Here is a 26879-nt window from a genome sequence, read left to right as displayed (position 1 = left end):
TATCTCTACAGACTGCTGGCTCTAGTATTGTGAATTGACCCATAAGACCAGCAGTAAGCACATTTCCTATAGCTATAATAGCAACCATAATACTTATACGTTGAATATTAACCCATCTATAACACACAGCCTATAACGTTAATGGCTGAGTATTCTATCTCTTTAACGCTTACAAAAACATATCGATACTTCATTCATTATTCTCGACTAACCACCTGAATAAGGCTCATTATTTATGGCAAAAAATAAAAGCAGTTATGTCTGTCAAGAGTGCGGTGCGCATTTTGGCAAATGGGCAGGGCAGTGTACAGATTGCGGCGAATGGAATAGCTTGGTTGAAGCACCAAATGTCAGCATGCCGCATCATAGTAAGAGTAGTGCAAATTCTACACCGAATCGCCCCACACCTCGTAATACGGGTGCAGCAGCTGGTAACTACTCAGGTACTCATAGTGCGGTCATGCCACTTAATGCAGTAAGCGTCACGTTAGATACCCGCTTGCCAACAGGCATCAGTGAGTTTGATCGAGTGCTGGGCGGCGGGTTAGTAGCTGGTTCTGTCGTGCTAATCGGTGGCGATCCTGGTATTGGTAAGTCAACTATATTGTTGCAAACAGCGACCAATATGGCACGTGCTGAATCACTAGCAGGGAGTGCGCTATACGTCACAGGTGAGGAGTCACTTGCTCAGGTGGCCATGCGTGCTAAGCGCCTAGACCTACCTGCTGATAGGCTTCGTGTATTGGCAGAGACCAATGTGGAAACTATTTGTGCCGCCTTGACCCAAGAGCAGCCAGCCATCGCTATCATTGACTCTATTCAGACCATATATACCGATGCCATCAATTCAGCACCAGGTGGTGTCAGCCAGATTAGAGAGTCTGCTGCTATCTTGACACGCTATGCAAAACAAACAGGCACTGCGCTATTTTTAGTCGGTCACGTGACCAAAGAAGGTACATTAGCAGGTCCACGTGTGCTTGAACATATGGTTGATACGGTACTGTACTTTGAAGGTCAGTCTGACTCACGCTTTCGAATGATTCGCGCGGTCAAAAACCGCTTTGGCGCTGTAAATGAGCTAGGGATTTTTGGTATGACTGATATGGGGTTAAAAGAAGTTGCCAATCCATCAGCCATATTTTTAAGTCGTTATGATAAGCCTGTTGCCGGATCTGTGGTCATGGTTAGCCGTGAAGGTACAAGGCCTTTACTGGTAGAAGTACAGGCATTGGTTGATGACTCTCAAGGCTCACCGAGACGGATGGCATTGGGACTAGACTTTCAGCGTTTGTCGATGCTGCTCGCGGTTATGCATCGTCATGGCGGTATTCATACCAGTGGGCAAGATGTCTATGTCAATGTTGTAGGCGGTGTCAAAGTTATAGAGACGGGGTCTGACTTAGCGGTGTTATTGGCATGCGCCTCAAGTATTAAAGAAAAACCGTTACCCTCGTCATTAGCAGTGTTTGGTGAAGTGGGTCTCTCTGGTGAAATTCGCCCAGTACCTAATGGTCAGGAACGTTTGAAAGAAGCGATGAAACATGGATTTAAGCATGCGATTATTCCAAAAGCCAATGCGCCTGCTAAAGGTGCGCCGCAGTTCAAAGGAATCAATGTGATTGCGGTTGAGCGTCTTGACGATGCTATCGAAAGCGCGTTTGAATTATAGCCAATGTTAAGAAGAAAATTGGCTTTATACACGATAATATCCCACCACAAAAAAGCGCCCAGCTCATGATGAACTAGGCGCTTTTATCTGTCTGATTTGTATAGGGCTGATTCAGCTAGGTAGCTAGATCATTGGCTCGAAACTAAGGTCCTGAAACGCGCTCAATTGCGACATTGCCCACACCTTTACTCGTAATACCGAGTTTTTTGGCAGCACCATAAGATAAGTCTAATACACGGTTACCATGAAATGGACCACGATCATTAACTTTTACGACCACGCTTTTGCCATTGGTTTTGTTAGTAACCTTGACATAACAGTTCAATGGCAGTGACCGATGCGCTGCTGTTAGCGCATTCATATCGAAGGTTTCACCACTGGCTGTTTTACGACCATGAAACTTACGACCATACCAAGAAGCTAGGCCTGTTTGCTTGAACTTGCTCACTGAATTAGAAGCGACTGCTGTCAGACGTTCTAATACGTCTTCGTCATTGGTGACCTGTGTCGTGTCGCTAGCCAATAGAGAGCTGCTAAGCGCTAATGAGGTAGGCTGACGTGCTGATTTGACCAGACTTGATGCACCATCATGTTGACGGCTAAGCTCACCAAGTACACGATCGATATGGGAGGCGTTATCTTGCGTAATCATTGCAAGGGAGGTTTTAGCTTCTACAGCATTTACATTTGTAGCAACTGCAGATCCAGCGAATAAAACTGCTGACATAGTAAGTAAACCAGATAAACGCTTATTCATAAATACCTCTATAGCTTATACATTAAAACCTAGCTCTAAATTTTTAGATCGAAAATGATGATGTCAAATCATGCTAACCGTAACTCATTTTCTGAAGTCTTCGTATTAATGTGTCAGCTCACTGACGATTAATGATAAGACCCTTATAGGTTTTTATGTATGGTAATTTTCATTTTATGATCATAAGTAACGGTAAAAATTATCGATGTTACCTAGGTCATGCTCAAATGATAGTTAGTGATATTTATTAAATACTTATGTCTAGCTTTAAAAGTAAATATCACTATACGTCGTATCTACAAAATGTCTGATATACCAACTTTCTAAAAGCGCTAAATTAATGAATGGTTTAAATAGGATTACGTGATGCTTTGTTGTTAAACCGTTAATTAAGTAGTGTATTTGAAAGCCTCAAATCGACAAGATGACAACTATACGGCCGGGCTACAACTAAAATATAATTAAATGCAAAGTTTGTTAGTAGCTATGTACTGGTTATGTATCGAAGTACAGTAAATGAGGTTAACGCAATTTTTTATAAAAAACAAGGAATAAAATATTTTAGCCTTGGTTCATAATCAAATAATGTTGGAAAAATACTTGCTTGCTAACCCATCTCATAAGCAACTAAATAACAACAGCTTATATAGAATACGGAGTCGAATATAGAATATTCTGAGCACAAATTATGTCCTATTTATTAAAAGTAACAAAATATTAACGACCGTGAAGCTATCAATATACTAGGGCTTTTTGTAGTAGAACACAAAGATGTAATGTACAGAATATAAAAGATTATATGGTATGCCTTTATGGATATTTCAAGAATTGAATGCTAGTTTATACCATATAAGTTATTGATTTATAGGTTATTAAATTGATAGCCACGACTGGTTAACCAGACTTGTGCGTATGAATGGACATAAGTAAACCAAATCCTGCCATCAAAGTCACAATAGCAGTACCACCATAACTAATAAAAGGTAGAGGGACACCAACGACAGGTAAAATACCGCCAACCATACCGACATTAACGAATATGTATACGAAAAAAGACATGGCGATAGCACCTGCCAATAGCCTGCTGTAGACATCAGGATGAGTGAGCGCAATATAAAGGGCGCGTGTTAGTAGGCAAGAGTAAATAAACATGAGTAGCATGACGCCCATCAGACCGAACTCTTCAGAGAATGCAGCGATAATAAAGTCAGTATGTCCCTCTGGTAAAAAATGCAAATGCGACTGTGTGCCTTCCAAGTAGCCTTTTCCCGTAAGACCACCTGAACCAATAGCGGTCTTTGACTGAATGATATTCCATCCGGCACCTTGTACGTCAGCCTCAGGATTGAGTAGGGTCAATACTCGCGTACGCTGATAATCATGCAATAAAAAATTCCATGCAAACGCAATAAAGGGTATCGCCAAAACAACCGCAGCAGAAATAAGGCGCCAAGATAGCCCCGCTAAGAACAGCACAAAGATACCGCTTGCTGCTACCAATAGTGATGTGCCAAGGTCCGGTTCTTTTGCAATCAATAGTACAGGAACGATAATGAGCGCCAAGGTAATGGCAATACTGGATGCTGAGGGTGGCAGATCACGTTTTGATAAAAACCAAGCACACATCATAGGCATACCAAGTTTCATGAATTCTGAGGGTTGCACACTGCCAAATCCAGGTATTCTAATCCATCGCTGGGCACCCATACGCACCTCACCGATGACATCTACTAGCACCAATAGTATAAGTCCTAGTACATAAAATACAGGCGTGAAGGTGCGATAGAGACTGGGCGGTATCTGAGCCATAATAAACATGACTATGAAAGCCACACCGTAACTCACCATCTGGCGTATGACCATACCCACATCCTGACTGGCCGCGCTATACAAAATCGTCAAGCCAATACAACAAACCGTTAGCAATAACAAGGTCAGCCACGGATCGATATGAATACGCTGCCACAGCGTCGGTGCATGACCCTGACCTAGGTGATGGCTTTGACGTGAAAAACGGTATTGAGGATTAGAAGACATAGGCAGAGTTTGACTAGCAATTAGGTAAGAGGGAGACGTCGTCTAAAATGTCTGATAAGACTGTGGTTTATCTATTTTAGTAGAAACTATAGAAAAAACAGTGAGTCGATTTTTAACATCTAGGCAATAAAGTCACATAATTATAAAGATTATGAGGATAAGTGTTAATTACGAATAGCATGCCTCAGATTAGAGGCGATAGTTTAGCCTGCTTGCTGAAAATTTGATAGTATCGATAAAACGTTTTTAGCGGTAGATTCCTGCAATGATAAAATCAAACAACCATAACCGTAGGCAGTTTAGCCAGTCTATTATGGCACTAATTGTCTTTGCAAGCAGTGTCAGTGTACATGCCGCTATTATAAGTGATAATAGTGAGCGCCGTATCGTAGTGCGTCAGAGTAATAGTGACAGTAGTAATGCCTATATCACGCCCTCTAATAATGTTGCCAACCAGCGTCCCGGCGTGACTATGTTGAATGGGACTAAGTCGAATGGGGGAAACTCATCAGGTGGCGATAGTATGCAAAGCTTGATTGCACAAAAGCAGCGTGATTTCAATATTGATGCCAGCATATCTATTGAAGAAAGCAAACGCGTCAGTATCAACCGCCGCCAGCCCATCTACAATACAACCTACAGTAATAATAGCTACAGCACAGCAAGCAATACTTATAATAGCGCTTATAACGACTTTACCAGCATGGATTTCAATGCATGGCTCAATAGTAACAGTTACCGTGCTAGGCAGGTGGCAGAGTACCAAAGCTATCTGAGCTCGCGCGTAGGGGCGCGAAATGTACCGCCATTGTCTCAGCTACTGACCACAGCGCGTAGCTGGCAGAAATGCGGTTATGAGCCCTATCAATTGCCACCGCAAGAGCTGTGGTCGAATATCGTACCGACACTACATCTATATAGCGAATTAAAAAACCAAGGGATACTGCCACCGAGCACTGAGATACGTTCGGTATACCGCAGTCCTGGTCTCAATGACTGTGCAGGCGGTGCAGATGGTAGTAAACATATGAATGCTAGTGCGATAGATGTTTGGGTGCCAGAGTATGAAGATAATCTATGGCGTCTTAGTACTATGCAAGATGGATTATGTCAATTTTGGCAATATCAAGGTCAAGCCTATAACTTCGGTCTAGGGTTGTATTCTACAGGTGCCATCCATCTCGACACAGATGGTTATCGTAAATGGGGCTTCAACCATGCAAGTAGCAGCTCTTCTTGCCGTTACTAGCAAATAATTAGCAGATAAAAACCTAGATTTACATGGTAAAAGTAGATAGAGACGTTATAATATAGCGCTGATAAGTTCTAGGATAAAAGTAGATATAGAACGATAAGCTAGACGCATAAGTTCACTGAAAATTTGTTTGGTATTTATGGTTTATGCTTTAATGATAGTACTTTTCTTACCTATCTTTGTATCCTTGTCGCTCTTCAAGGAAGAAGATTACGTTATCACAAGCAGGGTTTATGACAAAGCAGCGCGCGACACTTAAACAGTACAGTCAGTCAAATAATAAGAACCAAGGCTTTTTTCGTTCAAGATATATGTATGGCGCGTTAGTAGGTACGGCATTTTTATCCGCATTACTTGTTAGTGCCTGCAGCCCACAAACGCATTCTGACAGCCGCTCATCGGTCACAGATAAGAATACAATCAGCCGTAATAATATTGAAAAAAACTCTAAAAATATTGAAGACGGTATTAAAAACTCTTATGCACGTTTGGCATCAAAACGCTCTGATGTCTGTCCGAAGCTAATAGAAGAAGGGCATGGCAGTCAGGTCATTGAGCGCCTTGCAGAAGTCATGGTAAACGACTATTGCGACTATTTTCTATACCCGCGAGATGGTCAAAGCATTTCAGTAGCAACTAACAGTCGTCAAATCGAGGCATTACTGATAGTTCCATCGCTGCATAACTTTGCTAATGGAGATTACCAGGTAACGTCTTATGACAAGCATATCATTCGATTGAGCTATAACGGAGCAACCCATAAGCCCAAAGACCTCAGTTATGATGTTGCAATGACCATTTCTGATAACGCGTACTTATAGCAGCGTCTACCATGAGCTTTGTATCGCAGTGTTTTGAGTTCTAAAACGTCAGCTATGAGGGATGTGTTTCCTGTTCTTCATAGCTGACGTGATTGATTTGTATATGTTCCTAAATAATCTATTTGTTCACTGGTTTATCTTTCCAAGGGTCATCTTGTCCCACAGTTACAATCAGAAAATCATTAGGCTTTAGCGTATCACGCATGGTTTTATTCACTTCTACAAGCGTGACTTGATCAATACGATTGGTATAATCAGCCAAGTAATTATTTGGCAATTGATAAAAATTCATCATTCCTAACAAGCCGTTAATACCTGCGTTGCTTGCAAAGCCCATTGGAAAACTATTTTTTAAGTTGTCTGTTGTCAAGCGCATCTCATCCTGCGTGACACCTTTTTCTAGTGTCTTATTAATAACTCCTAAGCTTGCATCGATCGCCGCGCGCGCCTTATCATTGCGCGTCGAAAACCCAATCTGATAAGGACCTCTTGCTAGCATCGGACTCATCGAACCTGAAATACCATAGGTATAACCTAGGTTTTGTCTAATCTCAGTCATCAGCCGCGCATTAAAATCACTGCCTGCCATGATTTCGTTACCAACTGCAAAGTTGGTTTGCTGCTGCTGGGCCACAGCATCGGTTGCACGTTTACTACCCAGTTGACCCATTAGGACAGTGGTTTGGGTGCTTGGGAATGGGATGTGTATATGCTGCGCTGTAGTAAGGGGTTTGGGTTCAGGTAATTCTGCTGCGGCCTGTCCTGTAGGCAGCTTGGTGGTGATCTCTTCAGCCAGACGTTTCGCTTGGACTAATGTCAAATTGCCCGTCATAGCGATAGAAGCATTTGCTGTCACTAAATACCGATTTTTGAAGTCTAATAACTGCTGCTTTTGGATGTTAGGCACGCTCTCGAGTGTACCGACCGAGGGGTGCGCATAAGGATGGTTGCCATACAATGCATTATTAAAAGCAATGCTTGCAAGGCTGTTAGGGTCTTGTTTTTGCTGCTGTAAACCAACCAGTAGTCGTGCCTTGTTGCGTGCTAGAACATCATCATTAAACGTAGGTTCACTCACCATCTGCGTCATCAAGTCAACAGCAGGTAGCAGATGCTCTTCATCAGATAAGCTGCGTAGTGAAACAATAAACATGTCTTTGTACGCGCTACTGCTCAAATTGATGCCTAAAGTTTCAACGGCTCGCGTGAATGCGTTTTCATCTAAACTCGTGGTACCTTGCTCAAGCATTGTCGCTGTCATGTTGGCGATGCCAAAACCATCTTTGTTGATGCTACCGTCACGCGCACTACCAGCGTTAAAGCGCAGGTCTATATCGACGATGGGCAAGGCGGTGGTTTTTACGAATTTTACAGGGACGCCAGCCTTAGTCTTGAATTGTTGGATTGTTGGTACGGTTACTTTTAGAGGTTCGGCGTTATCAATACTAGTCAGCTTAGACAGTGCCGCAATAGGCGCACTGGCATCGACGGCAGCAGGTACGCGGTAATCTTCAGCACCTGTTGTCCCAGCTTGAGCTGTAGTAGTCAATATACCCAAAGCAAGTACGAGGCTGGTGCTAAGATATGACCATTTTTTCAATGAGCTAGCACTTGATATTTTCTGTCTTACTTGAGAGTCATACTTATTCTGAATCATGATGTTCTTCTTATTAAGAATACGTTTTTGTTGTCATTTTTATTAGACGTTTGATGATAGATAGCAGTTACTTTGCTTGGTTTTGCTTCTCTTTGGGTGGCACGATATGCATTACCGTTAGGTTGTTCTTAACCAAGTATTTTTTGCTGGCAGCCTGAATGTCATCGACACTGATACTGTCGAGTTTGGTTGGTAGCTTGGCAAGCAATCTATCATCTAAACCAATAGACTGTAGCGAGCCTATCATACGTGCCTGTCCCTCCATGCTATCTTGCGCATAAACCAAGCCTGTGACCGTATTGGTCTTAGCGCGGCTGATTTCATCGGCAGCAATGGGATCTGTTTTGAGCTTTTCTATTTCTGACGTTATGGCTTGCTGCGCTTGCTCTAAGCTGACACCTTCACGCGGTGTTGCCTGAATTAAGAATAGTCCATCGCCGCGATCGAGTAAGTCATAAGAAGTACCAACGGTAGTTAGCAGACCTTGCTCACGTATCAGTCGGCTCTCTAAGCGTGCAGATAGACCACCGTCGAGTACGTCTTGAGCAAGGGAGAGGGCATATGCCTGTTTTTCGTCATTTGCGCCTGCCGTCACCAAACTAGGCACGTTGTAACCCATTAAGAGAACAGGCACTTGGACGGCCTGCTCAGACTCTACTTTTTGATACCCTCGAAAGCCCTTTTGAGTGACAGCATTACGTTTAGGTACGTCGCTTGGTGCAAGCGTGCCAAAATAGCGTTTGACTTGCGCGAGCACATCTTGTGGTTGTACGTCACCAACGATGACCAAAGTGGCATTGTTGGGTGCATACCATGTCTTGTACCAGTCTGTTAAATCAGAGAGTTTGATTGATTCAAGCTCACTCATCGGTCCAATGACAGACTCACCCTTCGGACTGTCAGGTAGTGCTAGCAGGCGAAATGACTCGTAAGCTTTGGCAAGTGGATTGTCATCAGTACGTTGACGGCGCTCCTCCATAACGACTTGATGCTCTTTGGCAAACTCTTTATCATCGAAAGTCAGATTTTTCATGCGATCTGCTTCAAGCTCTAAAGCCAAAGGCATGCGGTTAGCAGGAAACAGCTCGTAGTACCCCGTATAGTCATAGCTGGTAAAGGCATTGTTGACACCGCCAAATTTGGCAATCAACCGTTCATAATCGTCACTTGATACATCAGTGGTTCCTTTGAACATCATATGCTCAAGCACGTGTGAGATACCTCCCTTATCAGTTGGCTCATCTGCCGAGCCTACTCGATACCAGATTTGTGTCATGGCGACTGGGGCACGGTGGTCCTCTTTTATAACTACTTTTAGACCGTTTTCTAACTGATACTCATGTCGACCTGACATGTCCATTGCCAGTGCGGATGGCTGTGATTCTTGACTTGTGTCTGAACTAGGTTGCCCCGTACCATTTGCCGCGACTGAATTGGTAGCACTGGCTATAGGGTTAGTAGGCATCGTACTGGTCTGACAGGCGGTCAGTGACGCTGCTATCGCCAAGGCACAAGCAATACGTAATGGGTTGATCGGTAGTGGTAAAGGCAATGGCATGGTATGGTCTACTTATATAAAATGATGACTAAAGAGAATGACGACAGTTATAGTAATAATGAATCGTAGTGCTAAGGAGTCATAGTGATAATGGGCATCATAAAGAGGTTTGAGTGCCTACCATGACACTAGCTGTGGGTCTAAACTCTTGTGTGGTGTTGCAGCCTGCCACAGATAGTACCGTTGTCGTTAATAAAATAGCCGCACTGATATTGGTGATGCTTTTGTAGTGCTTAGATAGTAGAGACATGAGCATTTCCTAATAAAGAGTCGTTGATAGTCTTGGTAGAGTAGGCGAAGTCTATCAAGTTACAAGTCAGAATTTTGTGTCCAAACCTTAAGCAAAACTTTCTAAAATTTTTGAGTGACTTTTAGAGCAGATATATTTTAACGATAGTCTATTATGGTAAGGGCTGAGCACGACTTTAATTATGCTAAAATAGGCTGAAACTCATTGTCACGTCGCTCATAAGCGTATAAAGACATATAAATTTATCTACAATGAACAAATAACTGATAATGATAACTTTTAGGGCAAAATTATGAATAACCCAAACAATAACAACCGCGTAGTCATTAACTTAGATGATGGTCTTGATGACTTAGATGACGATGATATTACCTTACCCAGTCTACCGGTGCAATCGGTGCCCATCGTTGATGATTCTGAGCGCGCAGCTGTACTCGAGGACAGTACGACAATCCAAGACATCTCAAATAACGATGCAGAAGAAAATATTGCTTTGGCCACGCCAATCATTATGACTGAAGAGCATAACGTACCTAAAGGAGATTCTGAAAGCTTTTCGAGTGTCACAGAGACAGATGTTGCAAACAACTCTGATACCGTGTCAACCGTACCCACCATGCCATTGCAAGAGCAGTTGGGAGACACGCCAAGCGTGAGTCCAACTAACAGCAGCAGTATACAAACTGATAGTCCAAAAGAGCCAGTAGAAGAACCAGTAGAGCCGCAAGAGAATAAGAAAAAAGGCAGCTGGTTTAACCGTATGAAAACGGGACTCAGTAAGTCACGTAAAAACTTGGCCGAAGGCATGGTCAGTATTCTTATCGGTGGTAAAGAGATCGATGATGAGCTGTTAGAAGAGGTCGAAGATCAATTGTTGGTTGCTGATATTGGGGTCAACGCGACCAACCGTATCATTAAGAGCCTCACCGAGCAGACTGCTCGCGGTGATCTGATCTATGCACACTCATTATATAAAGCCTTACAAAGTGAGCTGGTTGATATTTTGACGCCTAAAGTTGAGCCGTTGGTCATTGATACCAGCAAAAAACCATTTGTTATTTTAGTGGTTGGCGTTAATGGTGTGGGTAAGACAACAACCATTGGTAAACTTGCCAAGCGCTTACAGGGTGAAGGTAAGTCAGTCATGCTAGCAGCAGGTGATACGTTCCGTGCAGCAGCCACCGAGCAGCTGCAAATTTGGGGTGAGCGTAATGATATCCCAGTCGTAGCGCAAGGGCATGGCTCTGATAGTGCTTCTGTCATCTTTGATGCCATGCAGTCTGCCAAAGCCAAAAATATCGATGTCCTTATAGCCGATACAGCTGGTCGTCTACAGAATAAGACACATTTGATGGCAGAATTAGAGAAGGTCGTACGCGTGATGCGTAAGGCTGATCCCAGCGCACCGCATGAAGGTATGATCGTACTCGATGCTGGTACAGGTCAGAACGCCATCAATCAAGTTGAGTTATTCAACAAGGTTGTACCTCTGACGGGTATCACCATTACCAAACTGGACGGCACTGCTAAAGGGGGCGTGGTATTCAATATCGCTGAGACGACAGATGTGCCTATCCGCTACATTGGTGTGGGTGAGTCTATTGATGATTTGCGCGCCTTTAGTCCAAAACAATTTGTCGCCGCTTTGTTTGAGACCGACGATAAAGAATAAGAGAGCCAGTTAATTGGTAAATTATTTTTAAAAGAATAGGGAAGTAGACGCCATGATCGTTACTACTGCAACTGTTGGGTTACATCGATTCACACTGATTGCTCGTGTCAATGAGAATGGTAAGCCTGTGCTCGTTGAAGCCAACTGGCTGCTGGCAGGTAACTCATGGCATAGCTCAAAATCTGTCCCTAAAATCAAAAAGTATTACGGTATGTCAGATGACGATTTCACCTTTATAGATAGTAATAGCCTAAGCATGAGTGAACCTGCTCAAGCGTTGTTAATAGAAACGATATCCCAACTCAAAGATTACGCTGCTGGTAAGCGTAAGACACTGGATTTACCTTTGGATTTTTCTATGGGTACTGAGTTTCAGCAAAGAGTATGGCAGGCACTGCAGGGTATTGAGTATGGCAAAACCATTAGCTATGCCACACTCGCCCAGCGTGTCAACAGTCCAAAGGGATTCCGTGCGGTCGCGCAGGCTAACGGTAAGAATCCTTTTAGTATCATCGTTCCTTGTCATCGTGTCATTGCGAGCGATGGCAAGCTTGGTGGCTATACAGGCGGGCTGGATAAAAAGGAATATTTGCTAGCGCTTGAAAATGCATGGTATAAAAAGTAGTTTTATTTATTTTTTCCATAGAAAAAAGGGCCAAACACATCAGTATTTGGCCCTTTTTTTAGACTGCTAATCAGATTATGCCTCAAGCTGCGCCATGACATCAGCAGAGAAATTCACGTTAGTATAAACTTCTTGCACATCATCGGCATCTTCTAACATATCAATCATTTTTATGATCTTTTCAGCATCATCGACATTATCGATCTCAGCCGTGGTAGATGGCGACATAGTCACCTCAGCATTATCAGAAACAAGACCAGCCGCATTTAGAGCATCTTGGACTTTACCGAAACTTTCCCATTCAGTAATGACAAGCAAACTCTCGCCATCGTTTTCGATATCAACGGCGCCAGCATCTAGTGCTACTAACATCACCTCATCCTCTAAGCTTACATCATTGAAAGTGATCTCACCGCGTTTGGTAAACAGGTAAGCCACTGAGCCTGATGTACCAAGATTGCCATCACATTTGGTAAAAGCGTGACGGACTTCACTTACCGTACGATTGAGGTTGTCAGTCATGGTCTCGACAAGTACCGCCACACCGCCAACACCGTAGCCTTCGTAGCTGACTTCTTCCATATTTTCGTTATCGCCGCCGCCTGTACCACGGTCGACAGCACGGTTGATCGTGTCACGAGTCATGTTGACCGATAGGGCTTTTTCGATAACGGCACGCAAGCGTGGGTTTTTATCAGGATCAGGATCACCTTGTTTGGCTGCTGAGACGATTTCACGGATAACTTTGGTAAATATCTTGCCTCTTACTGCATCCTGACGGGCTTTGCGGTGTTTAATATTTGCCCATTTTGAATGGCCTGCCATATAACATCCTTAGATTCTACGTATTATTTTTTGTGGGTAAAAAGAATTATAGTTGCACTCTTTAGTATGTGATTGTCTGATTCCATACTATCATTACTTTGTCTGCTTGAGGTAGTAGCGCTACTAGCACGTTAACGATTTGTATGTTGTTAAAGGTGCTTTTTTGCTACACTGTGGCAACTTATAGATTGTACTCACTATGATAAGTGAGCGATATTATAAACCAGTTTTAGCCGTCTTGACCAACTTGCCCTTATCCATCACATTTTAAATCATTGAGTGCTATCAAGCCATTGATTTTATAAAGTACTGATTCTATGAAGCAACCCACTGCCGAAGCTCTGACACACTTGCGTAACCGCATACACATCATCATCGAAGGGACAGATACCCGCTCGGGTAAGCTTTTTGATATTGTTTTGCTGATTGCGATTTTGGCCAGTGTTGCTGTTGTCATGCTTGATAGTGTGCTGTATATGCGCTTGCAATATGGCACCTTGTTTTTTTATGCGGAGTGGTTTTTTACTATTCTGTTTACCATTGAGTATGTGCTAAGACTGTTCTCAGCACCCAACCGCTTACGCTATGCGTTTAGTTTCTTTGGTATAGTGGATTTACTGTCTGTATTGCCGAGTTATTTGAGTTTGATGTTTGTGGGCGTACAGTATCTACTGGTGATACGAGTATTGCGTATTTTACGTATATTCCGTGTACTCAAGCTCAAAGCATACATGCAACAGGCTGGTTTTTTGGCCTCTGCACTAAGGACCAGTCAACAGAAAATTACGGTATTTTTCTTATCACTTGTACTGCTTGTGACTATCTTTGGTTCCATTATTTACGTGGTAGAAGGGCCTGAGAATGGGTTCACCAGTATCCCACTGTCTATCTACTGGGCAGTCGTCACGATGACGACAGTTGGGTATGGTGATATGTCGCCCAAGACACCGCTAGGGCAGGCAATCGCAACCATGGTCATGATCACAGGTTATTCGATTATTGCGGTACCGACAGGTATCTTTACCTCTGAGCTTGCTCGTAATATGCGTCCACAGCTCAATCCAGTGACTTGCCCCAACTGCGGTAAATTTGGACATGCCGTAGGCGCAGACTTTTGCGATCGCTGTGGTCATGCGTTACATATTTAGTGAGCAATTTTGTAGCCAGTAACCAGTTGTGTAGCAACCGTTAAGCTGATTCATTAGGCTTCAATGTATTCGTCAACGAGTGGTGATAGGTCGATTTCGACATCTAGATTGACCAAGTTCCAATACTGTCCTGATATGGTACGATCCAACATCATCGTTGTGGCGGAAGGCTGAAACTGTCCAAAGTATTTCAATGACGTGCGCATTTGGGCAATAGCATCATGATGTATCTGACTGCTGCCAAAATCAAAGGCACCTTCTTGATAAGGGCTAATGGATAAAGGTTTTAGGCCAATCGATAGCCATTTTTCATAGAACTCACCGGGGATGTTTTTGTCATCTTCACGGCGAATATCTAGAGCGACAAGGTCTTGCTCGAGTGCGGTCACATCGCCTTTGATAGCATGTCTTGCGAAACGACGGAACAGTTGGACTTCGCTATCGCTATAGCTACGAATACCGCCAAAATCATAGGCAACTACGCTACCGTCATGACGAAAGGCGAAGTTACCTGGATGTGGGTCACAATGCATGCGGTACAAGCCAAATAGCTGTCCTGCGGTAAAGTGAAACAAACGCTCGGCTATTTTTTGTTTTATATCATTGTCCCACGTTGCGGCAACCGTCAGTGTTTCTCCCATCTCTTCTGTCAAAGTCAAAATCCGTCTGGAAGAATGGCTACTGATAACCTTAGGAATGATAAGTCCTTCATCGTCTGCATGAAAAGCACCAAACACACGTAAGTTATGTGCTTCCTTAACGTAGTCAAGCTCATCGTGTAGGCTTTGGCGAATCTCATTAAAAAGCTGCTCTTGTAATTGCTTGCTCATATTGAGTACGCCGGCAATTTTTAGCGCCATGCGAACTTGTTTGAGATCACTATCACAGTTTTCATCAACATCAGGATACTGGACTTTGACCACCACTCTTTGACCAGAGCTCAAAACGGCCTTATGCACTTGTCCGATAGATGCTGCGGCAAATGGCGTCTCGTCAAACTCACTGAATAACTCTGGCATAGGCGCGTTGAGTTCACGTTCGACTTGCGCACGTATCTGCGCATAGGGCATTGGCGGGGCATCTTTTTGGAGCTTTTCTAGAGCAGTGGCAACCTCAGGTGGAAACACATCTTTGTATTGTGAGGCAATCTGTCCTACTTTCATCACCGCACCTTTCATCTCACCTAAAGTTTCGGCAATCTGAACACCCACATCTTGCATCAAGTCTGAACGAGCTTGCAGTCGCTTTTCTTCATCGCTTGAGAGGTGCTTAAATGAGTTTTTAGCGGCTTTACCGGCGATGCTTGCTGTCATACCAGCGAGTTTCATAAAGCGCTTTCCGGACGTTTTTGCCATTCATATCACCATATAGTGGGTTGTGTGCTCAGCTGTAATTCTATTATTTTCATCAGACAATTACTGTTTGACTACTGTGTGAAAGATAAGAAGAGATTGACAGTATACATAAAGAGATCGATAAACAACGAGCAGCACATTAAGTGTTTATCTGATCTGCATAAATAGTGCGTAGCCAATAGTCGAGTGCCATCTCATAGCCCATATGACCCAAACCACAAATCACACCCACAGCAACATCACTCAGATAAGAATGATGCCTAAAAGGCTCACGCGCATGCACGTTTGACAAATGCACTTCTATAAATGGTTTTTGTGTGGCCAATAGCGCATCACGTATGGCTACAGAAGTGTGGGTAAATGCAGCAGGATTGATAATCACTGCATCGACTTGGTCAGTTTTGTCTGTGAGTAAGCCATGATGTTGGATCTGATCCACCAGATCGCCTTCATGATTTGACTGTATGCACACCAGCGTAACACCATATTTGGCTGCCCGCTCAACCAGGCGTTGCTCGATATCTGCTAATGTCATATAACCATAAATCTCAGGTTCACGCTTGCCCAGTAAGTTTAAATTGACACCATTAACCAATAGCAGTCTACGGGTAAGTGTCTGGTTAGTATCTTGGTAAGCCGTTTTTTGAGATTTAAGAGATGAAGAGGAGGACGTCATAATACTCTCTGTCGCTATTGAAAAATGTGAATGATCTATTGCAATGGGAAAGTTTCTACGTAATAAGCTTGTATAAGCTGATTGACGCTATCCATTTATCATAACAGCTTGCTGAACGGGTTATAAAAAAATTATATAAAAAATTAAATTAGGTATTAAAAAGCGTGTTAAAAGTCTTTATGTTGCTAAAAACCCGTGCTATGATATTTTTTATGCAATAAACATTGCAAGTTTGTTACAGTCGTGAGTACAAAGGATAGGTTGTTCAAAAAAACTGTTTTTTGTACAAGCAATACAAAGATGACTGTAGTGAGAGCAGTACTCTTAAGTTTTTGATTTCATAATCTTAGACCCCGTTTATATGCAATGTTGCAAAGGAATTTGGGGCTAAGCGGACTTTTTTAGGAAGTAATATTATGTCAGCTCGTGAGCAAGGTATCGTTAAGTGGTTTAATGACTCAAAAGGCTTTGGTTTCATTCAACGTGACAGCGGAGAAGATATTTTTGTCCATTTCCGCGCGATTCAGGGTGATGGTTATCGTTCTTTGAAGGATGGCGAAAAAGTTGAGTTCAGTGTGGTAGAAGGTGATAAAGGCCTTCAAGCTGAAGAAGTCAGAAAGTTAGAAGAGTAATCTATTCAGACATTTAAACGGTTTAGTTATAAGGTCTGTACGAACTACTGATATACTACTGAGTCAAGCCCATCTTGTCTTACCATGTTGAGTTAACGGCAGCATATTTGGTAGGTCAGGTGTCGGGCTTGGCTTTTTTTGTGCCTATATGTCTGACAGTTATTTATAGAGACAACGTGGCTATCATTACTGGTCACGCTTGTAGCAGCATAGAGATTTATCGTGAGCTGACTTGTGATTGGTGAGATACAATCAATAAATTTAAAAGGATATTTTTTTGAGTAATTTTACAACGTTCACTGATTTGCCGCTTTCAACCGCGACTTTGCGTGCAGTAAGTGATTTGGGTTTTACGGAACTAACCCCTATCCAAGCAAAAATCCTACCGCATACACTAGCAAATCAAGACGCTATCGGACAGGCGCAGACGGGTACAGGTAAGACAGCAACATTTCTGCTGACCATTATGGAGGCGTTACTCAAGCGTCCCTTTACTACCGATGAAGAGCGCTATTTGGGTGAGCCACGTGCAGTGGTTATGGCGCCGACACGTGAGCTTGCTCAGCAAATATTTGATGACTGTATAGCATTGACCAAGTACACGTCACTGCATAGTGTTTGTATTATGGGCGGTACGAACTACGAAACTCAGCAGCATGAGCTTGAGCGTCAATACGTTGATATTTTGGTAGCAACGCCAGGTCGTCTGATTGATCTTGCCAATAAAGGCATGGTCTATCTTGACCGAGTAGAGGTGTTGGTACTAGATGAAGCAGACCGTATGCTAGATATGGGTTTTATTCCTGATATCAAACGCCTAGTAGGCCGTATGCCGGCTAATACTGATCGTCAAAGCTTACTGTTTTCTGCCACTTTTAACCAAGATGTCATGAACTTAGCCTATCGCTGGTTACATGAGCCACAGTTCGTTGAAATCGAACCAGAGCACAAGACCAGCGAGTTGGTTGATCAGCATTTTTACTTATTGACAGAAGATCAGAAGTTAGAAGCCCTAAAGCGTATTATCAGCGATAAAACTGTTGAAAAAGTCATTGTGTTTGCCAATCGTAAAGACCAAGTTAAGCGTCTTTATCACAAACTGCGTCAAGACCATAAGATTGTTATGTTGTCAGGTGATGTGATTCAGCAAAAACGTGAGAAATATTTGCAGCGTTTTAAGGATGGTCATGCTTCCATTCTAGTAGCAACGGATGTTGCAGGGCGCGGTATACATGTTGATGATGTCAGTCACGTGGTCAACTATACCTTACCTGATCAGCCAGATGATTACGTGCATCGTATTGGTCGTACTGGCCGTGCTGGACAAACTGGTATTAGTATCAGCTTTGTTAGCGAAGATGATGCGTTTAACATACCAGCACTAGAGAAGCATTTAGAGACTAAATTTTCGCTTGAACAGTGGCAAGAATAGTTGCTATGAGTTGAAAACTACTTAGATCATTAAAAATAAGTAGCGTTAGAAATAAACCTAATGAAAAATAAGCCTAATGCAAAATAAAAGCCCTCGATATCACGCAGATATCGAGGGCTTTTTATGCGATTGCTTTTACATAACGACTAATAGCTATTTATGCAAATAATGCAATCAAATATCATTCTGATACAGATGTAAAATCAATGGGCATGATGCATAGACGCAGTGTCATCATCCGTATTATGCCCCATGTCTGGATCGTGCTCCATATCCATATCATGCATACTATGATCCATATTGGACATATCGTGATCCATTTGACTCATGTCATGGATGTCTGTCTCAGACATCATAGTAGAGTGGCTACCATGATCCATTTGTGCATGACCACCTCCGTGTCCGCCATGCATACTTGTCATAGCGATAGGGACGACAGCCACCGCCAACCCTGAGAGCACCATTATCGCGCCGTTTAGCTGTCTTAGACGAAAACGACCAATCTTGTCACGTAACCAGCCGACGGTTTCATGCGTTGCCACCAGCATCGGTATGGTCCCTAAGCCGAACACGAACATTAATGCCGCTCCGCTTAGTGGATTGTGAGCGACCACAGCAATCAGTAGAGCACCATACACTAAGCCACAAGGCAAAAATCCCCATAGCAGACCAGCAGTGAGTGCTCGCGGAAATGTATTGAGTGGAAATACCTTTTGACGAAGCGGGCTTAAGTACTGCCAAAAACGCATACCAAAACGTTCAAGCTTGGTCAAAAATGGTGCGCCTAGCATGGTCGCACCGACAAAAACGAGTATCATGCCCAGTAAGATACGCGGCATGCTATTGCCTTTCATTAGCGGCTCTAACAAGGTAATACCAATAAAGCCTGCGACCAAACCCAGCAAAGCGTAACTGGTCAGACGCCCAAGATGATAGGTGGCAACCAAAGCGCGGCGTTTGGTGGGGCTAACGTCTTTCATAGACAGACCGAATGCTGTCACAAGGCCGCCACACATACCCAAACAATGCGGCGAGCCAAAAAACCCCATCAGCAACGCTGCAACAAGTAAAGCTATAGTCATGGACACCTCTCCTAAAAGTTATACATGCTGTGTCTACAGGCACGGTTATGGTCTAACGAAAGATCATCATAATGTATGAATGAAGTTTAGTTTTTTGGGCTTGTATCTCTATTAGAATGAACCCCGTCTGTGTCAACATTGTCATCTAACGCTATTGGCTCCTCAGATGTTTGAGGCTGCGTTGAGTGATCATGAGCATGCATGGTTTGCCTGCGCTCTTGACGGTCATCTAATATGATACGCTGTGATGCATTGTCCAAATCTTCAAACTGATTTGATTTTACCGCATAACGCACTGCCCAAATAGCAACCACAAACAGCATAAGACTTAGCGGAATTAATAAAAATATACTGAGCATGGCGAATCTCTTAAATAGCAGTGTCTTTTATTATTATACACCCATCTCAGAGGTATGGGATGATCCGTAGTGATTGGTGCAAGCTCTTAGACAGTAGCAAGCCAGCAATATGACCGTGTCGAGACTTATTCATCAGGCTTCATTTCATCAGACTCTTTTGTCGGACGACCTCTTGGCGTCATCAACTGCTGCGAAGTCACATCATCGGCGAGGCGACAGTCCATCTGTGGCCGTATCACATCACGCAGGTAGGCGGCGACTTCATAGACTGCGCGCCGTGAGTGAGTAAGGTTTTGTGCAGGTTTCATCCAGTCGCGCTTAACTGGCAATGGCGCGCTTAGCGGTGTGCTGTTGATGCCATTCAAAGCGAATTGCCTGCGGGCACGTGCCATATGATAGCTATCGGTAATAAGATAAACGTGATGTAGCGGAATCCGTTTGGCCGTAAAGCGTGCATTTTCACAAGTATTCATACTGGCGTTTTCACTTATTAGCCCATCGATACCATGCTCAATCAGCCACTGTCCGAGCCAAGGCGCTTCAGCACCACTGAGTACTATAGGTAAAGGAAGATCGTGATAAGCGCCTGCAGCAGTGCGTGCACGATTCAGGCTATAGCGATTGAGAATGATTTGATTGTTATTGTCATTGGTTAGGCCACCACCTAGCACCACGTAAGCAGTAGGCGGGGAGCTTGTAGCGATAGGCGGTATCTTGGGTAGGGGTAGCAGTGCAAAGACGTAAACAACCGCTTGCGAAAATAGGGGGGTGAACAAACTAATCAATACTAAAATAATAGACGTCGAGCCTAGTATAAAAGTAATATTAATGATGCGAAACAGCTTGAGCATTCGTTCAGCTGAACGTAAATAGTTTCGCCACAAGCGTTTAGACCATGATTGTTTAAACCACATGCTCAGCGTGTCCAATCGAGCCATCAGCATTTACCCAAACTGGCTCACGTGATAGCTGAATAGCAAACTTTTCATATACAAGCTTAGCGATGTAGTGCTGGGCGGTTGCCACATCTGCTTGCGTTGCCTGGTAAGGGGCATGATTGGTCAGTACAAGTGCTTGCTGCTTATGCGTAAAAATAGGCGTGATACCGCCACCTTTTAGACCTGCTTGCTCGATGAGCCAACCTGCAGCAACTTTGACCATAGCATCGGGCATTGGGTAACCAACGATAGCAGGATAGGTTGCTTGCAGTGCTATAAATTGAGATTGATCAATGATAGGGTTTTGAAAAAAACTACCACAATTTGGCAGCTGTTTGGGGTCTGGCAGTTTCTGCTGACGAATCTCTATAATCGCTTGCATCACATCAATAGGAGTAGGATGCTTGCGATCTTGCTGCTCAGCATAGCGCTGCGCCACGGTTTGGACATCGCCATAGCTGGCTAGAGTATTGGTTGGGTCGGTATGTAGTCTAAACCCCACACGGCTAATTAGCCACGTATTTGGCGCACGCTTAAAAATACTGTCACGGTAGCCAAAATCGCAGTCGGTAGTCGATAGATTGTGCCACGTTTTGCTGGGTAAATGATACGCACGTACATACTGTAAGCGGTCTTCTAGCTGCACCCCATAAGCACCGATATTCTGTACTGGTGCTGCACCAGTCAGACCTGGTATCAGTGCAAGGTTTTCTAGCCCATACCAGCCTTGATTGACTGTATATACAACTAGATCATGCCAGTTTTCACCAGCCATTACCTCAATATCTACATAATGCTTGGTTTGAGCAGTCACATGAATACCGCGCATATTTGGCTGCAAGACCACCGCATTTAACGATGCTGGTAATAAGACATTACTACCGCCAGACAACACAAATAGTGAAAGATCATCTGCCGTAGCCTCGGTACTAGATGCCATAAAGTCATCAAGCTGCGCCTCATCTGTCAACGTCACTGCAAAATCAGCCGCGCATGCCAGTGCCATTGTATTGCTATGGGACAAATCAACTGAACGATTGGACAGTACGCTCACTGCGCAATCAGTTGTGGTTGTGGTTTGAGCGTCGAGATCAAGGCGTAGAGCTTGGGTCATAACATAGCCTATATGGCAAATAAATAACAAATGACAAACTGTTCATTATAAAGGATAGCGCATGCAAAAGTCGTAGAAATACAGACTTTATGACTAGCAGGCTTTCCAACTCTCGATCCAAGCTTGTGCGCTTGATTCGATGCGCTCGATTACTTCTTCGAAGTCATCACTTTCCCCTTTATAAGGATCTGGCACATCGCTGCCACAATAGGTAGGATCTTCTTCGCTGAATAGTGCTAATTTGCCCAAGTCGTCCGTTGTCTCTGTGATACCGTCTTTAATAGCTTGCAAGTCAGCCAAATTCTGTGAGTCCATTGCCAAAATTAACTCAAAATCTCGAAAGTCAGTGGCACTAACTTGGCGAGCCACTAATTTATTGATTTTATAGCCATGAGATTTGGCATGGCGCTGTGAACGTGCATCGGGCGTATCACCGACATGTGAGTCACTGGTGCCTGCTGAGTCTATTTTTATCGATAACCCAGCAATGGCCGCTTGCTGACGAAAAACTTCCTCAGCGGTGGGTGAACGACAAATATTTCCCAAACAAACCAGTAGTATGGAAGAGGGAGTACAGGCTTTCATCAGCATAATATGACCTTCTATAACAAAAAAACATGCTATAAGAGTCTAGCATTATTAATGCGACTTTTATTAGCATGTCATTGATTAAATCAGCTACTAGCGTAACGCTTAATACCTTGAATGGCAAGGGTAGAGACTAGACAATAGCGTCATTAAAGAATGGCTGTATGTCTATGTTTATGGAAGCAGCTAATATGGGTGTGACCGTATATCAATCCTGATTATTTTTAAAGCGTTGTAAATCACGGCGTTCTTTTTTATTGGGTTTGTTATCAGGGCGAGCGAGGTTGGCAAGTTTACGCTGCTCAGCATAATAGGCGCGCCGCGTCTCGCTCTCCTTGGTCTCCGAATAGAGTACCTCAGCTGCGCTAGCGTTACCGCGCTGTGCAGATAGCGCCTCGACGACGACGGTCTTTTCGGTCATAGCGGTCGCTGAACCTTGGCGAATGGTTAGCTCATCGCCCACCGAAATCTCCTTGCTGGTTTTTACGCGACTACCACCGTAGTGTACGCGTCCGCTTTCAATCGCTTGCTTGGCGAGCGTGCGGGTACGATAAAATCTTGCGGCCCACAGCCATTTATCTAGACGAATTTTGACCAGAGCTTGACTATTAGTATCGGTGTTTTTCTTCATAATCATCCTTTTGCATTTGTTTTTATATTAAATAATATTAGGGCAACTTTGATATTTGCAAATGGGCATTTATGACTTTGGTTTTATAAAATTGATTTTTATGGTTATGGTTATAACTATGATTACGATACTCAGGATTAAATATCACAATGCAAAAAGCGACCAATCATATGAAAGGTCGCTTTTTGTAAATCATTTGAGGAAAGTAATCTTAGAGGGTCACTTCATGAACGCATTATCTCAAGAATAGTTGATAGCCAATGTTGTCATTGACCGTCGTACAGTCGTAACCAATATCCAAGAGAGCATCTTGTAGCTGGCGTGAGTTACCCTCGGATGCTTGCAGTCCGACCAATACACGACCTTCAGCAGCACCATGATTGCGATAATGGAAAAGCGTGATATTGAAGTCATCACCCAGTTTTTCTAAGAAAGTAAGCAGTGCACCCGGTCGTTCTGGAAATATTACTTGTAGTAATTGTTCGTTTTCGACCTTGGCATGACCACCAATCAAGTGACGAATATGTGACTTGGCAATATCATCATCGGTCAGATCATGAGCGATATAACCATCGTCTGCCAGCTGGCCACTGATGGTTTGACGCTCTTTTTCGCCCTCTTTTAGCGCAATACCAACAAATATAGAGGCAGGTTCCATAGAGTCTGGTGATTTTTTGCTGTCAGCACGGTAGTTAAACTCAGTGATATTGCGACCATGTAGGCTGCGGCAGAAGTTTAAGAAAGCACCCGTTGTTTCAGGAATAGTGACCCCAAAGATAGCTTCCTTTTTCTCACCAATCTCAGTACGTTCAGCGATATAACGTAGACGGTCAAAATTCATATTGGCGCCGCAGATGATACCGACGCAGTTTTTGTCTTGGATGTTATTGGCTTCGATATATTTTTTCATACCAGCGACTGACAGTGCGCCAGCAGGTTCAACGATGCTGCGATTTTCTTCAAAGATGTCTTTGACAGCGGCGCAGACTTCATCATTGGTACAAGTGATGACTTCAGGTTCAACGATGGGACCTGAGTTATCGCTCTTTTGCGTACGCACAACGTCAAAAGGCAACTCACCAATCTGTGCGACTGCCACACCATCAACGAACAGTCCGACTTGCTCAAGTTTGACGCGCTCACCTGTTTCCAGTGCTGCTTTTAGGCACGCTGACTGTTCAGCCTCTACTGCGATGACTTTGACGTGTGGCGCCACTTCTCCCAAAAATGCGGCAACACCTGAGATCAGACCGCCGCCACCGACGGCAACAAATACATAATCCATATTGCGCCACTGCTGGGTCAGCTCAAGACCGATAGTGCCTTGTCCTGCGATTACCAACTCATCATCATAAGGCGGTATAAAGGTGAGTCCTTCACGCTCAGCGCGATCAATCGCATAACGGTTTGCCTGATCGAAGCTATCACCATGCAGGTCCACATTGCCGCCCAGTGCTCTGACGGCATCTACTTTGATATCAGGGGTAGTGGTTGGCATAACAATGATATTGTTTAGCGACAGTTTACGTGCAGAGTAAGCCACGCCTTGTGCATGGTTGCCTGCTGAAGCACAGATGACGCCGCGCGCTTTTTGCTCGTCGCTTAATTGACTAATACGGTTGTAAGCACCGCGTAATTTGAATGATTTAACGGGCTGCAAATCTTCACGTTTGAAACGAATGTCGTTGGTAAAACGTTGGGTCAGCTTGGGCGCCGTTTCAAGTGGTGTTTGAATAGCAACGTCATAGACGGTGGCTTGTAGTATGGCTCGTACCCAGTGTGACAGCATAGTAATCCCTAAACAGAATGAATATAAAAATGAAATAGATTAGCCTATGCTGATTTTGAGTATCTTGCAAGACTCAATTGCAGTTTTCTTAGGGTTTCATGCCCGAATAGGTATGACGTAGAGCTGTGTGATCAACACCTGTAAGCTATGATCAAACCACATGACTAAAATGCACGACAATACATTAGAATTAGGATTGCGCTAACATCCGTTAATAGCATCGGTTATAATAGCCGCGCATTTTACTTCTTTTAAGACCATACGTTTATTTTCCAAGGATTTATGATGAGTGATCAGCAAGCACAAAAGCAAGCCGCGGCCCGCGCTGCCCTAAGCTATATCGAAGACGATATGATACTTGGGGTAGGGACAGGGAGTACGGTCAACTGTTTGATTGAGTTATTGCCGCAACTAAAGCTTGCTGGCGCGGTTGCCAGCTCACAGGTAACAGAAGATAAGCTGCGTGCGCTTGGTATCGAAATCGTCGATTTAAATTTTTCTGGTACGTTAGACATTTATATCGATGGCGCTGATGAGGTTAATGAACATTTGCAACTTATCAAAGGCGGCGGCGGTGCGCTGACTCGCGAAAAGATCGTCGCGGCAGCTTCTAACAAGTTTGTGTGTATGGTCGATGAGAGCAAAAGCGTTGAGATCTTGGGTCGCGCGTTTCCAGTACCGATTGAAGTACTGCCACAAGCTCGCTCTTATGTCGCACGTCAATTAGCCAAATTGGGCGGTGAGCCTGTATACCGTGAAGACTTTGTCACCGATTATGGTAACGTTATCTTAGACACGTATGACTTGGATGTCAGTAATCCAATCGCGCTAGAAAAAGAGCTGAATAATATCGTAGGTGTGGTTTGTAATGGTATCTTTGCGGCCAATCAAGCGGATGTGCTATTAAAAGCTGGGGCAAATGGCGTGACGACACTTACACGCTAATACAGTCTTAAGAATATAATCTCAAGCTTTTATTCAAATAGAAAAGCCGTCCAAATCTGGACGGCTTTTTTATTTTTGAACGTATTAATAACTTATCTTATTATTTACCTTACTAGCTTTTTACAGGCTGGCCTAGGCTAGGCAGTTAGTTTGATTTTGTCTTTTAACAAGAATTCCATCAATGCTTTTTGCGCGTGTAGACGGTTTTCGGCCTCATCCCAGACGACAGAGCGCGGATCGTTTAGCATGTCATGTGAAATCTCTTCGCCGCGATGGGCGGGCAAGCAATGCATAAACACCACTTCAGGGTCGGCTTTGTCCAGTAGAGACGGCGTCACTTGATAAGGGGCGAAACGACGTGCACGGGTGTTTTGTTCTGACTCTTGCCCCATACTTGCCCATACATCGGTGACAATGAGGTTAGAGTCTTTTGCCGCATCTTGGACGTTTTCTACCAAGCTCACACAGTGTGAGAAACGCTCCATAAGCTTTGGATCAGGCTCAAATCCATAAGGCGCTGCCACGCGCAGCTCAAAACCAAACTGATTAGCCGCTTGCATGAATGATGAGCACATATTGTTGCCATCACCGACCCAAGTGACGATTTTGTTTTCGATACTGCCGCGATGTTCATAATACGTCTGCATATCAGCGAGCAATTGACAAGGATGGTAGTCATCGGTCAATGCATTGATAATAGGTACGCTTGAATATTCAGCAAAGGTTTCTACTTTTTCGTGACCAAAGGTACGAATCATAATGATATCAACCATGCTAGAAATCACGCGAGCGGAGTCTTCTAGTGGCTCGCCGCGACCGAGCTGAGTATCATTGGGTGACAAAAATATAGCGTTACCGCCAAATTGCCCCATACCCGTTTCAAAAGAAATACGGGTGCGGGTAGAAGATTTTTCAAAGATCATACCAAGCGTACGACCAACAAAAGGCTGATATATCTCGCCTGCATGTTGCATCTTACGCAATTCGCTTGCACGTTTGATCAGGTTTTCTAGTTCTTGTTTGGTTAAATCAGATAAAGTTAAAAAATGGCGCAAACTCAT

The 26879-nt window shown here is 43.7% G+C and carries 25 protein-coding genes; 9 read left to right on the top strand and 16 right to left on the bottom strand.

Going from position 1 to position 26879, the window contains the following annotated elements; all coding sequences use genetic code 11:
* The first annotated feature begins 235 nt into the window (after positions 1 to 235).
* Positions 236 to 1672, top strand: a complete 1437-nt coding sequence (gene radA, locus AC5JPY_RS02120) for a DNA repair protein RadA (protein ID WP_493851928.1) — start codon at positions 236 to 238, stop codon at positions 1670 to 1672.
* 142 nt (positions 1673 to 1814) lie between these two features.
* Here radA and AC5JPY_RS02115 read toward each other — a convergent pair whose 3' ends face one another.
* Complete coding sequence (locus tag AC5JPY_RS02115; RefSeq protein ID WP_319051564.1) at positions 1815 to 2429, bottom strand: septal ring lytic transglycosylase RlpA family protein; 615 nt, start codon at positions 2427 to 2429, stop codon at positions 1815 to 1817.
* Between the two features lie 894 nt (positions 2430 to 3323).
* Positions 3324 to 4466 (bottom strand): rod shape-determining protein RodA, encoded by a 1143-nt coding sequence (gene rodA, locus AC5JPY_RS02110; protein WP_493843048.1) that lies wholly within the window; start codon positions 4464 to 4466, stop codon positions 3324 to 3326.
* A 265-nt stretch (positions 4467 to 4731) separates the two neighbouring features.
* Between rodA and AC5JPY_RS02105 the strand changes: the two genes are divergently transcribed.
* Both AC5JPY_RS02105 and AC5JPY_RS02100 read left to right on the top strand, forming a co-directional pair.
* Entirely contained in the window at positions 4732 to 5715 is a 984-nt protein-coding gene (locus AC5JPY_RS02105) for a D-Ala-D-Ala carboxypeptidase family metallohydrolase (protein ID WP_493851927.1), read from the top strand.
* Between the two features lie 239 nt (positions 5716 to 5954).
* Positions 5955 to 6542, top strand: coding sequence for a hypothetical protein (locus AC5JPY_RS02100; protein WP_443527158.1), 588 nt, complete (start codon positions 5955 to 5957; stop codon positions 6540 to 6542).
* A gap of 118 nt (positions 6543 to 6660) precedes the next feature.
* On the opposite strand, the gene AC5JPY_RS02095 is transcribed toward AC5JPY_RS02100, so the two are convergent.
* From AC5JPY_RS02095 to AC5JPY_RS02085, 3 genes are all read right to left on the bottom strand, one after another.
* Positions 6661 to 8199 carry a M16 family metallopeptidase gene (locus tag AC5JPY_RS02095; protein ID WP_493851926.1) on the bottom strand — a complete coding sequence of 513 codons (1539 nt, stop codon included), beginning with the start codon at positions 8197 to 8199 and terminating at the stop codon, positions 6661 to 6663.
* Between the two features lie 67 nt (positions 8200 to 8266).
* On the bottom strand, positions 8267 to 9757 hold the full coding sequence (locus AC5JPY_RS02090; RefSeq protein ID WP_493851925.1) for a M16 family metallopeptidase: 1491 nt from the start codon (positions 9755 to 9757) through the stop codon (positions 8267 to 8269).
* Between the two features lie 97 nt (positions 9758 to 9854).
* A complete protein-coding gene (locus AC5JPY_RS02085; RefSeq protein ID WP_493851924.1) occupies positions 9855 to 10007 on the bottom strand; it encodes a hypothetical protein in 153 nt (50 codons plus the stop codon).
* 760 nt (positions 10008 to 10767) lie between these two features.
* Here AC5JPY_RS02085 and ftsY point away from each other — a divergent pair.
* Positions 10768 to 11679, top strand: a complete 912-nt coding sequence (gene ftsY, locus AC5JPY_RS02080; RefSeq protein ID WP_319051979.1) for a signal recognition particle-docking protein FtsY — start codon at positions 10768 to 10770, stop codon at positions 11677 to 11679.
* Between the two features lie 52 nt (positions 11680 to 11731).
* Positions 11732 to 12304 carry a methylated-DNA--[protein]-cysteine S-methyltransferase gene (locus tag AC5JPY_RS02075; RefSeq protein ID WP_493843053.1) on the top strand — a complete coding sequence of 191 codons (573 nt, stop codon included), beginning with the start codon at positions 11732 to 11734 and terminating at the stop codon, positions 12302 to 12304.
* 75 nt (positions 12305 to 12379) lie between these two features.
* Here the strand turns inward: AC5JPY_RS02075 and AC5JPY_RS02070 are convergent, their stop codons facing one another.
* Positions 12380 to 13129, bottom strand: a complete 750-nt coding sequence (locus AC5JPY_RS02070) for a YebC/PmpR family DNA-binding transcriptional regulator (protein WP_493843054.1) — start codon at positions 13127 to 13129, stop codon at positions 12380 to 12382.
* A gap of 317 nt (positions 13130 to 13446) precedes the next feature.
* Here AC5JPY_RS02070 and AC5JPY_RS02065 point away from each other — a divergent pair, with 317 nt between their 5' ends.
* Positions 13447 to 14277 (top strand): ion transporter, encoded by an 831-nt coding sequence (locus AC5JPY_RS02065; RefSeq protein WP_319051928.1) that lies wholly within the window; start codon positions 13447 to 13449, stop codon positions 14275 to 14277.
* 53 nt (positions 14278 to 14330) lie between these two features.
* Here AC5JPY_RS02065 and AC5JPY_RS02060 read toward each other — a convergent pair whose 3' ends face one another.
* Together AC5JPY_RS02060 and aroQ are read right to left on the bottom strand one after the other, a co-directional pair.
* On the bottom strand, positions 14331 to 15632 hold the full coding sequence (locus AC5JPY_RS02060; protein WP_493843055.1) for an ABC1 kinase family protein: 1302 nt from the start codon (positions 15630 to 15632) through the stop codon (positions 14331 to 14333).
* Between the two features lie 139 nt (positions 15633 to 15771).
* Complete coding sequence (aroQ, locus tag AC5JPY_RS02055; RefSeq protein WP_493843056.1) at positions 15772 to 16308, bottom strand: type II 3-dehydroquinate dehydratase; 537 nt, start codon at positions 16306 to 16308, stop codon at positions 15772 to 15774.
* Positions 16309 to 16724: 416 nt separating this feature from the next.
* On the opposite strand from aroQ, the gene AC5JPY_RS02050 reads away from it, so the two are divergent.
* Both AC5JPY_RS02050 and AC5JPY_RS02045 read left to right on the top strand, forming a co-directional pair.
* On the top strand, positions 16725 to 16940 hold the full coding sequence (locus AC5JPY_RS02050) for a cold-shock protein (RefSeq protein WP_319051931.1): 216 nt from the start codon (positions 16725 to 16727) through the stop codon (positions 16938 to 16940).
* A 277-nt stretch (positions 16941 to 17217) separates the two neighbouring features.
* Complete coding sequence (locus tag AC5JPY_RS02045) at positions 17218 to 18372, top strand: DEAD/DEAH box helicase (protein WP_443527150.1); 1155 nt, start codon at positions 17218 to 17220, stop codon at positions 18370 to 18372.
* A gap of 203 nt (positions 18373 to 18575) precedes the next feature.
* On the opposite strand, the gene AC5JPY_RS02040 is transcribed toward AC5JPY_RS02045, so the two are convergent.
* The 7 genes from AC5JPY_RS02040 to ilvA all read right to left on the bottom strand — a co-directional run bounded on the left by AC5JPY_RS02040 (position 18576) and on the right by ilvA (position 24873).
* A complete protein-coding gene (locus tag AC5JPY_RS02040) occupies positions 18576 to 19454 on the bottom strand; it encodes a sulfite exporter TauE/SafE family protein (RefSeq protein ID WP_493843057.1) in 879 nt (292 codons plus the stop codon).
* An 86-nt stretch (positions 19455 to 19540) separates the two neighbouring features.
* A complete protein-coding gene (gene ccoS, locus AC5JPY_RS02035) occupies positions 19541 to 19813 on the bottom strand; it encodes a cbb3-type cytochrome oxidase assembly protein CcoS (RefSeq protein WP_319051934.1) in 273 nt (90 codons plus the stop codon).
* A 125-nt stretch (positions 19814 to 19938) separates the two neighbouring features.
* Positions 19939 to 20727, bottom strand: a complete 789-nt coding sequence (locus tag AC5JPY_RS02030; RefSeq protein ID WP_493851923.1) for a YdcF family protein — start codon at positions 20725 to 20727, stop codon at positions 19939 to 19941.
* Entirely contained in the window at positions 20717 to 21757 is a 1041-nt protein-coding gene (gene murB, locus AC5JPY_RS02025) for a UDP-N-acetylmuramate dehydrogenase (RefSeq protein ID WP_493844420.1), read from the bottom strand. Before murB ends, AC5JPY_RS02030 begins: the two co-directional genes overlap by 11 nt.
* Positions 21758 to 21958: 201 nt before the next feature.
* Positions 21959 to 22456 (bottom strand): low molecular weight protein-tyrosine-phosphatase, encoded by a 498-nt coding sequence (locus tag AC5JPY_RS02020; RefSeq protein WP_493843059.1) that lies wholly within the window; start codon positions 22454 to 22456, stop codon positions 21959 to 21961.
* 205 nt (positions 22457 to 22661) lie between these two features.
* A complete protein-coding gene (locus tag AC5JPY_RS02015; protein ID WP_493843060.1) occupies positions 22662 to 23090 on the bottom strand; it encodes an RNA-binding S4 domain-containing protein in 429 nt (142 codons plus the stop codon).
* A 229-nt stretch (positions 23091 to 23319) separates the two neighbouring features.
* Positions 23320 to 24873 (bottom strand): threonine ammonia-lyase, biosynthetic, encoded by a 1554-nt coding sequence (gene ilvA / locus AC5JPY_RS02010; RefSeq protein ID WP_493843061.1) that lies wholly within the window; start codon positions 24871 to 24873, stop codon positions 23320 to 23322.
* Between the two features lie 285 nt (positions 24874 to 25158).
* Here ilvA and rpiA point away from each other — a divergent pair, with 285 nt between their 5' ends.
* Positions 25159 to 25818 carry a ribose-5-phosphate isomerase RpiA gene (rpiA, locus tag AC5JPY_RS02005; RefSeq protein WP_493843062.1) on the top strand — a complete coding sequence of 220 codons (660 nt, stop codon included), beginning with the start codon at positions 25159 to 25161 and terminating at the stop codon, positions 25816 to 25818.
* 137 nt (positions 25819 to 25955) lie between these two features.
* On the opposite strand, the gene argF is transcribed toward rpiA, so the two are convergent.
* Positions 25956 to 26879 carry an ornithine carbamoyltransferase gene (gene argF / locus AC5JPY_RS02000; RefSeq protein ID WP_493843063.1) on the bottom strand — a complete coding sequence of 308 codons (924 nt, stop codon included), beginning with the start codon at positions 26877 to 26879 and terminating at the stop codon, positions 25956 to 25958.

It is taken from the genome of Psychrobacter sp. H27, assembly GCF_059072655.1.
Note: the sequence above shows the minus strand (reverse complement) of the source record. Positions and strands in the feature narration are given on the sequence as shown.

Coding starts and splice junctions, on each gene's coding strand:
- radA (WP_493851928.1), top strand. CDS start 236: ATGGCAAAAAATAAAAGCAGTTATGTCTGTCAAGAGTGCGGTGCGCAT.
- AC5JPY_RS02115 (WP_319051564.1), bottom strand. CDS start 2,429: ATGAATAAGCGTTTATCTGGTTTACTTACTATGTCAGCAGTTTTATTC.
- rodA (WP_493843048.1), bottom strand. CDS start 4,466: ATGTCTTCTAATCCTCAATACCGTTTTTCACGTCAAAGCCATCACCTA.
- AC5JPY_RS02105 (WP_493851927.1), top strand. CDS start 4,732: ATGATAAAATCAAACAACCATAACCGTAGGCAGTTTAGCCAGTCTATT.
- AC5JPY_RS02100 (WP_443527158.1), top strand. CDS start 5,955: ATGACAAAGCAGCGCGCGACACTTAAACAGTACAGTCAGTCAAATAAT.
- AC5JPY_RS02095 (WP_493851926.1), bottom strand. CDS start 8,199: ATGATTCAGAATAAGTATGACTCTCAAGTAAGACAGAAAATATCAAGT.
- AC5JPY_RS02090 (WP_493851925.1), bottom strand. CDS start 9,757: ATGCCATTGCCTTTACCACTACCGATCAACCCATTACGTATTGCTTGT.
- AC5JPY_RS02085 (WP_493851924.1), bottom strand. CDS start 10,007: ATGTCTCTACTATCTAAGCACTACAAAAGCATCACCAATATCAGTGCG.
- ftsY (WP_319051979.1), top strand. CDS start 10,768: ATGAAAACGGGACTCAGTAAGTCACGTAAAAACTTGGCCGAAGGCATG.
- AC5JPY_RS02075 (WP_493843053.1), top strand. CDS start 11,732: ATGATCGTTACTACTGCAACTGTTGGGTTACATCGATTCACACTGATT.
- AC5JPY_RS02070 (WP_493843054.1), bottom strand. CDS start 13,129: ATGGCAGGCCATTCAAAATGGGCAAATATTAAACACCGCAAAGCCCGT.
- AC5JPY_RS02065 (WP_319051928.1), top strand. CDS start 13,447: ATGAAGCAACCCACTGCCGAAGCTCTGACACACTTGCGTAACCGCATA.
- AC5JPY_RS02060 (WP_493843055.1), bottom strand. CDS start 15,632: ATGGCAAAAACGTCCGGAAAGCGCTTTATGAAACTCGCTGGTATGACA.
- aroQ (WP_493843056.1), bottom strand. CDS start 16,308: ATGACGTCCTCCTCTTCATCTCTTAAATCTCAAAAAACGGCTTACCAA.
- AC5JPY_RS02050 (WP_319051931.1), top strand. CDS start 16,725: ATGTCAGCTCGTGAGCAAGGTATCGTTAAGTGGTTTAATGACTCAAAA.
- AC5JPY_RS02040 (WP_493843057.1), bottom strand. CDS start 19,454: ATGACTATAGCTTTACTTGTTGCAGCGTTGCTGATGGGGTTTTTTGGC.
- ccoS (WP_319051934.1), bottom strand. CDS start 19,813: ATGCTCAGTATATTTTTATTAATTCCGCTAAGTCTTATGCTGTTTGTG.
- AC5JPY_RS02030 (WP_493851923.1), bottom strand. CDS start 20,727: ATGTGGTTTAAACAATCATGGTCTAAACGCTTGTGGCGAAACTATTTA.
- murB (WP_493844420.1), bottom strand. CDS start 21,757: ATGGCACTGGCATGCGCGGCTGATTTTGCAGTGACGTTGACAGATGAG.
- AC5JPY_RS02020 (WP_493843059.1), bottom strand. CDS start 22,456: ATGCTGATGAAAGCCTGTACTCCCTCTTCCATACTACTGGTTTGTTTG.
- AC5JPY_RS02015 (WP_493843060.1), bottom strand. CDS start 23,090: ATGATTATGAAGAAAAACACCGATACTAATAGTCAAGCTCTGGTCAAA.
- ilvA (WP_493843061.1), bottom strand. CDS start 24,873: ATGCTGTCACACTGGGTACGAGCCATACTACAAGCCACCGTCTATGAC.
- rpiA (WP_493843062.1), top strand. CDS start 25,159: ATGAGTGATCAGCAAGCACAAAAGCAAGCCGCGGCCCGCGCTGCCCTA.
- argF (WP_493843063.1), bottom strand. CDS start 26,879: ATGAGTTTGCGCCATTTTTTAACTTTATCTGATTTAACCAAACAAGAA.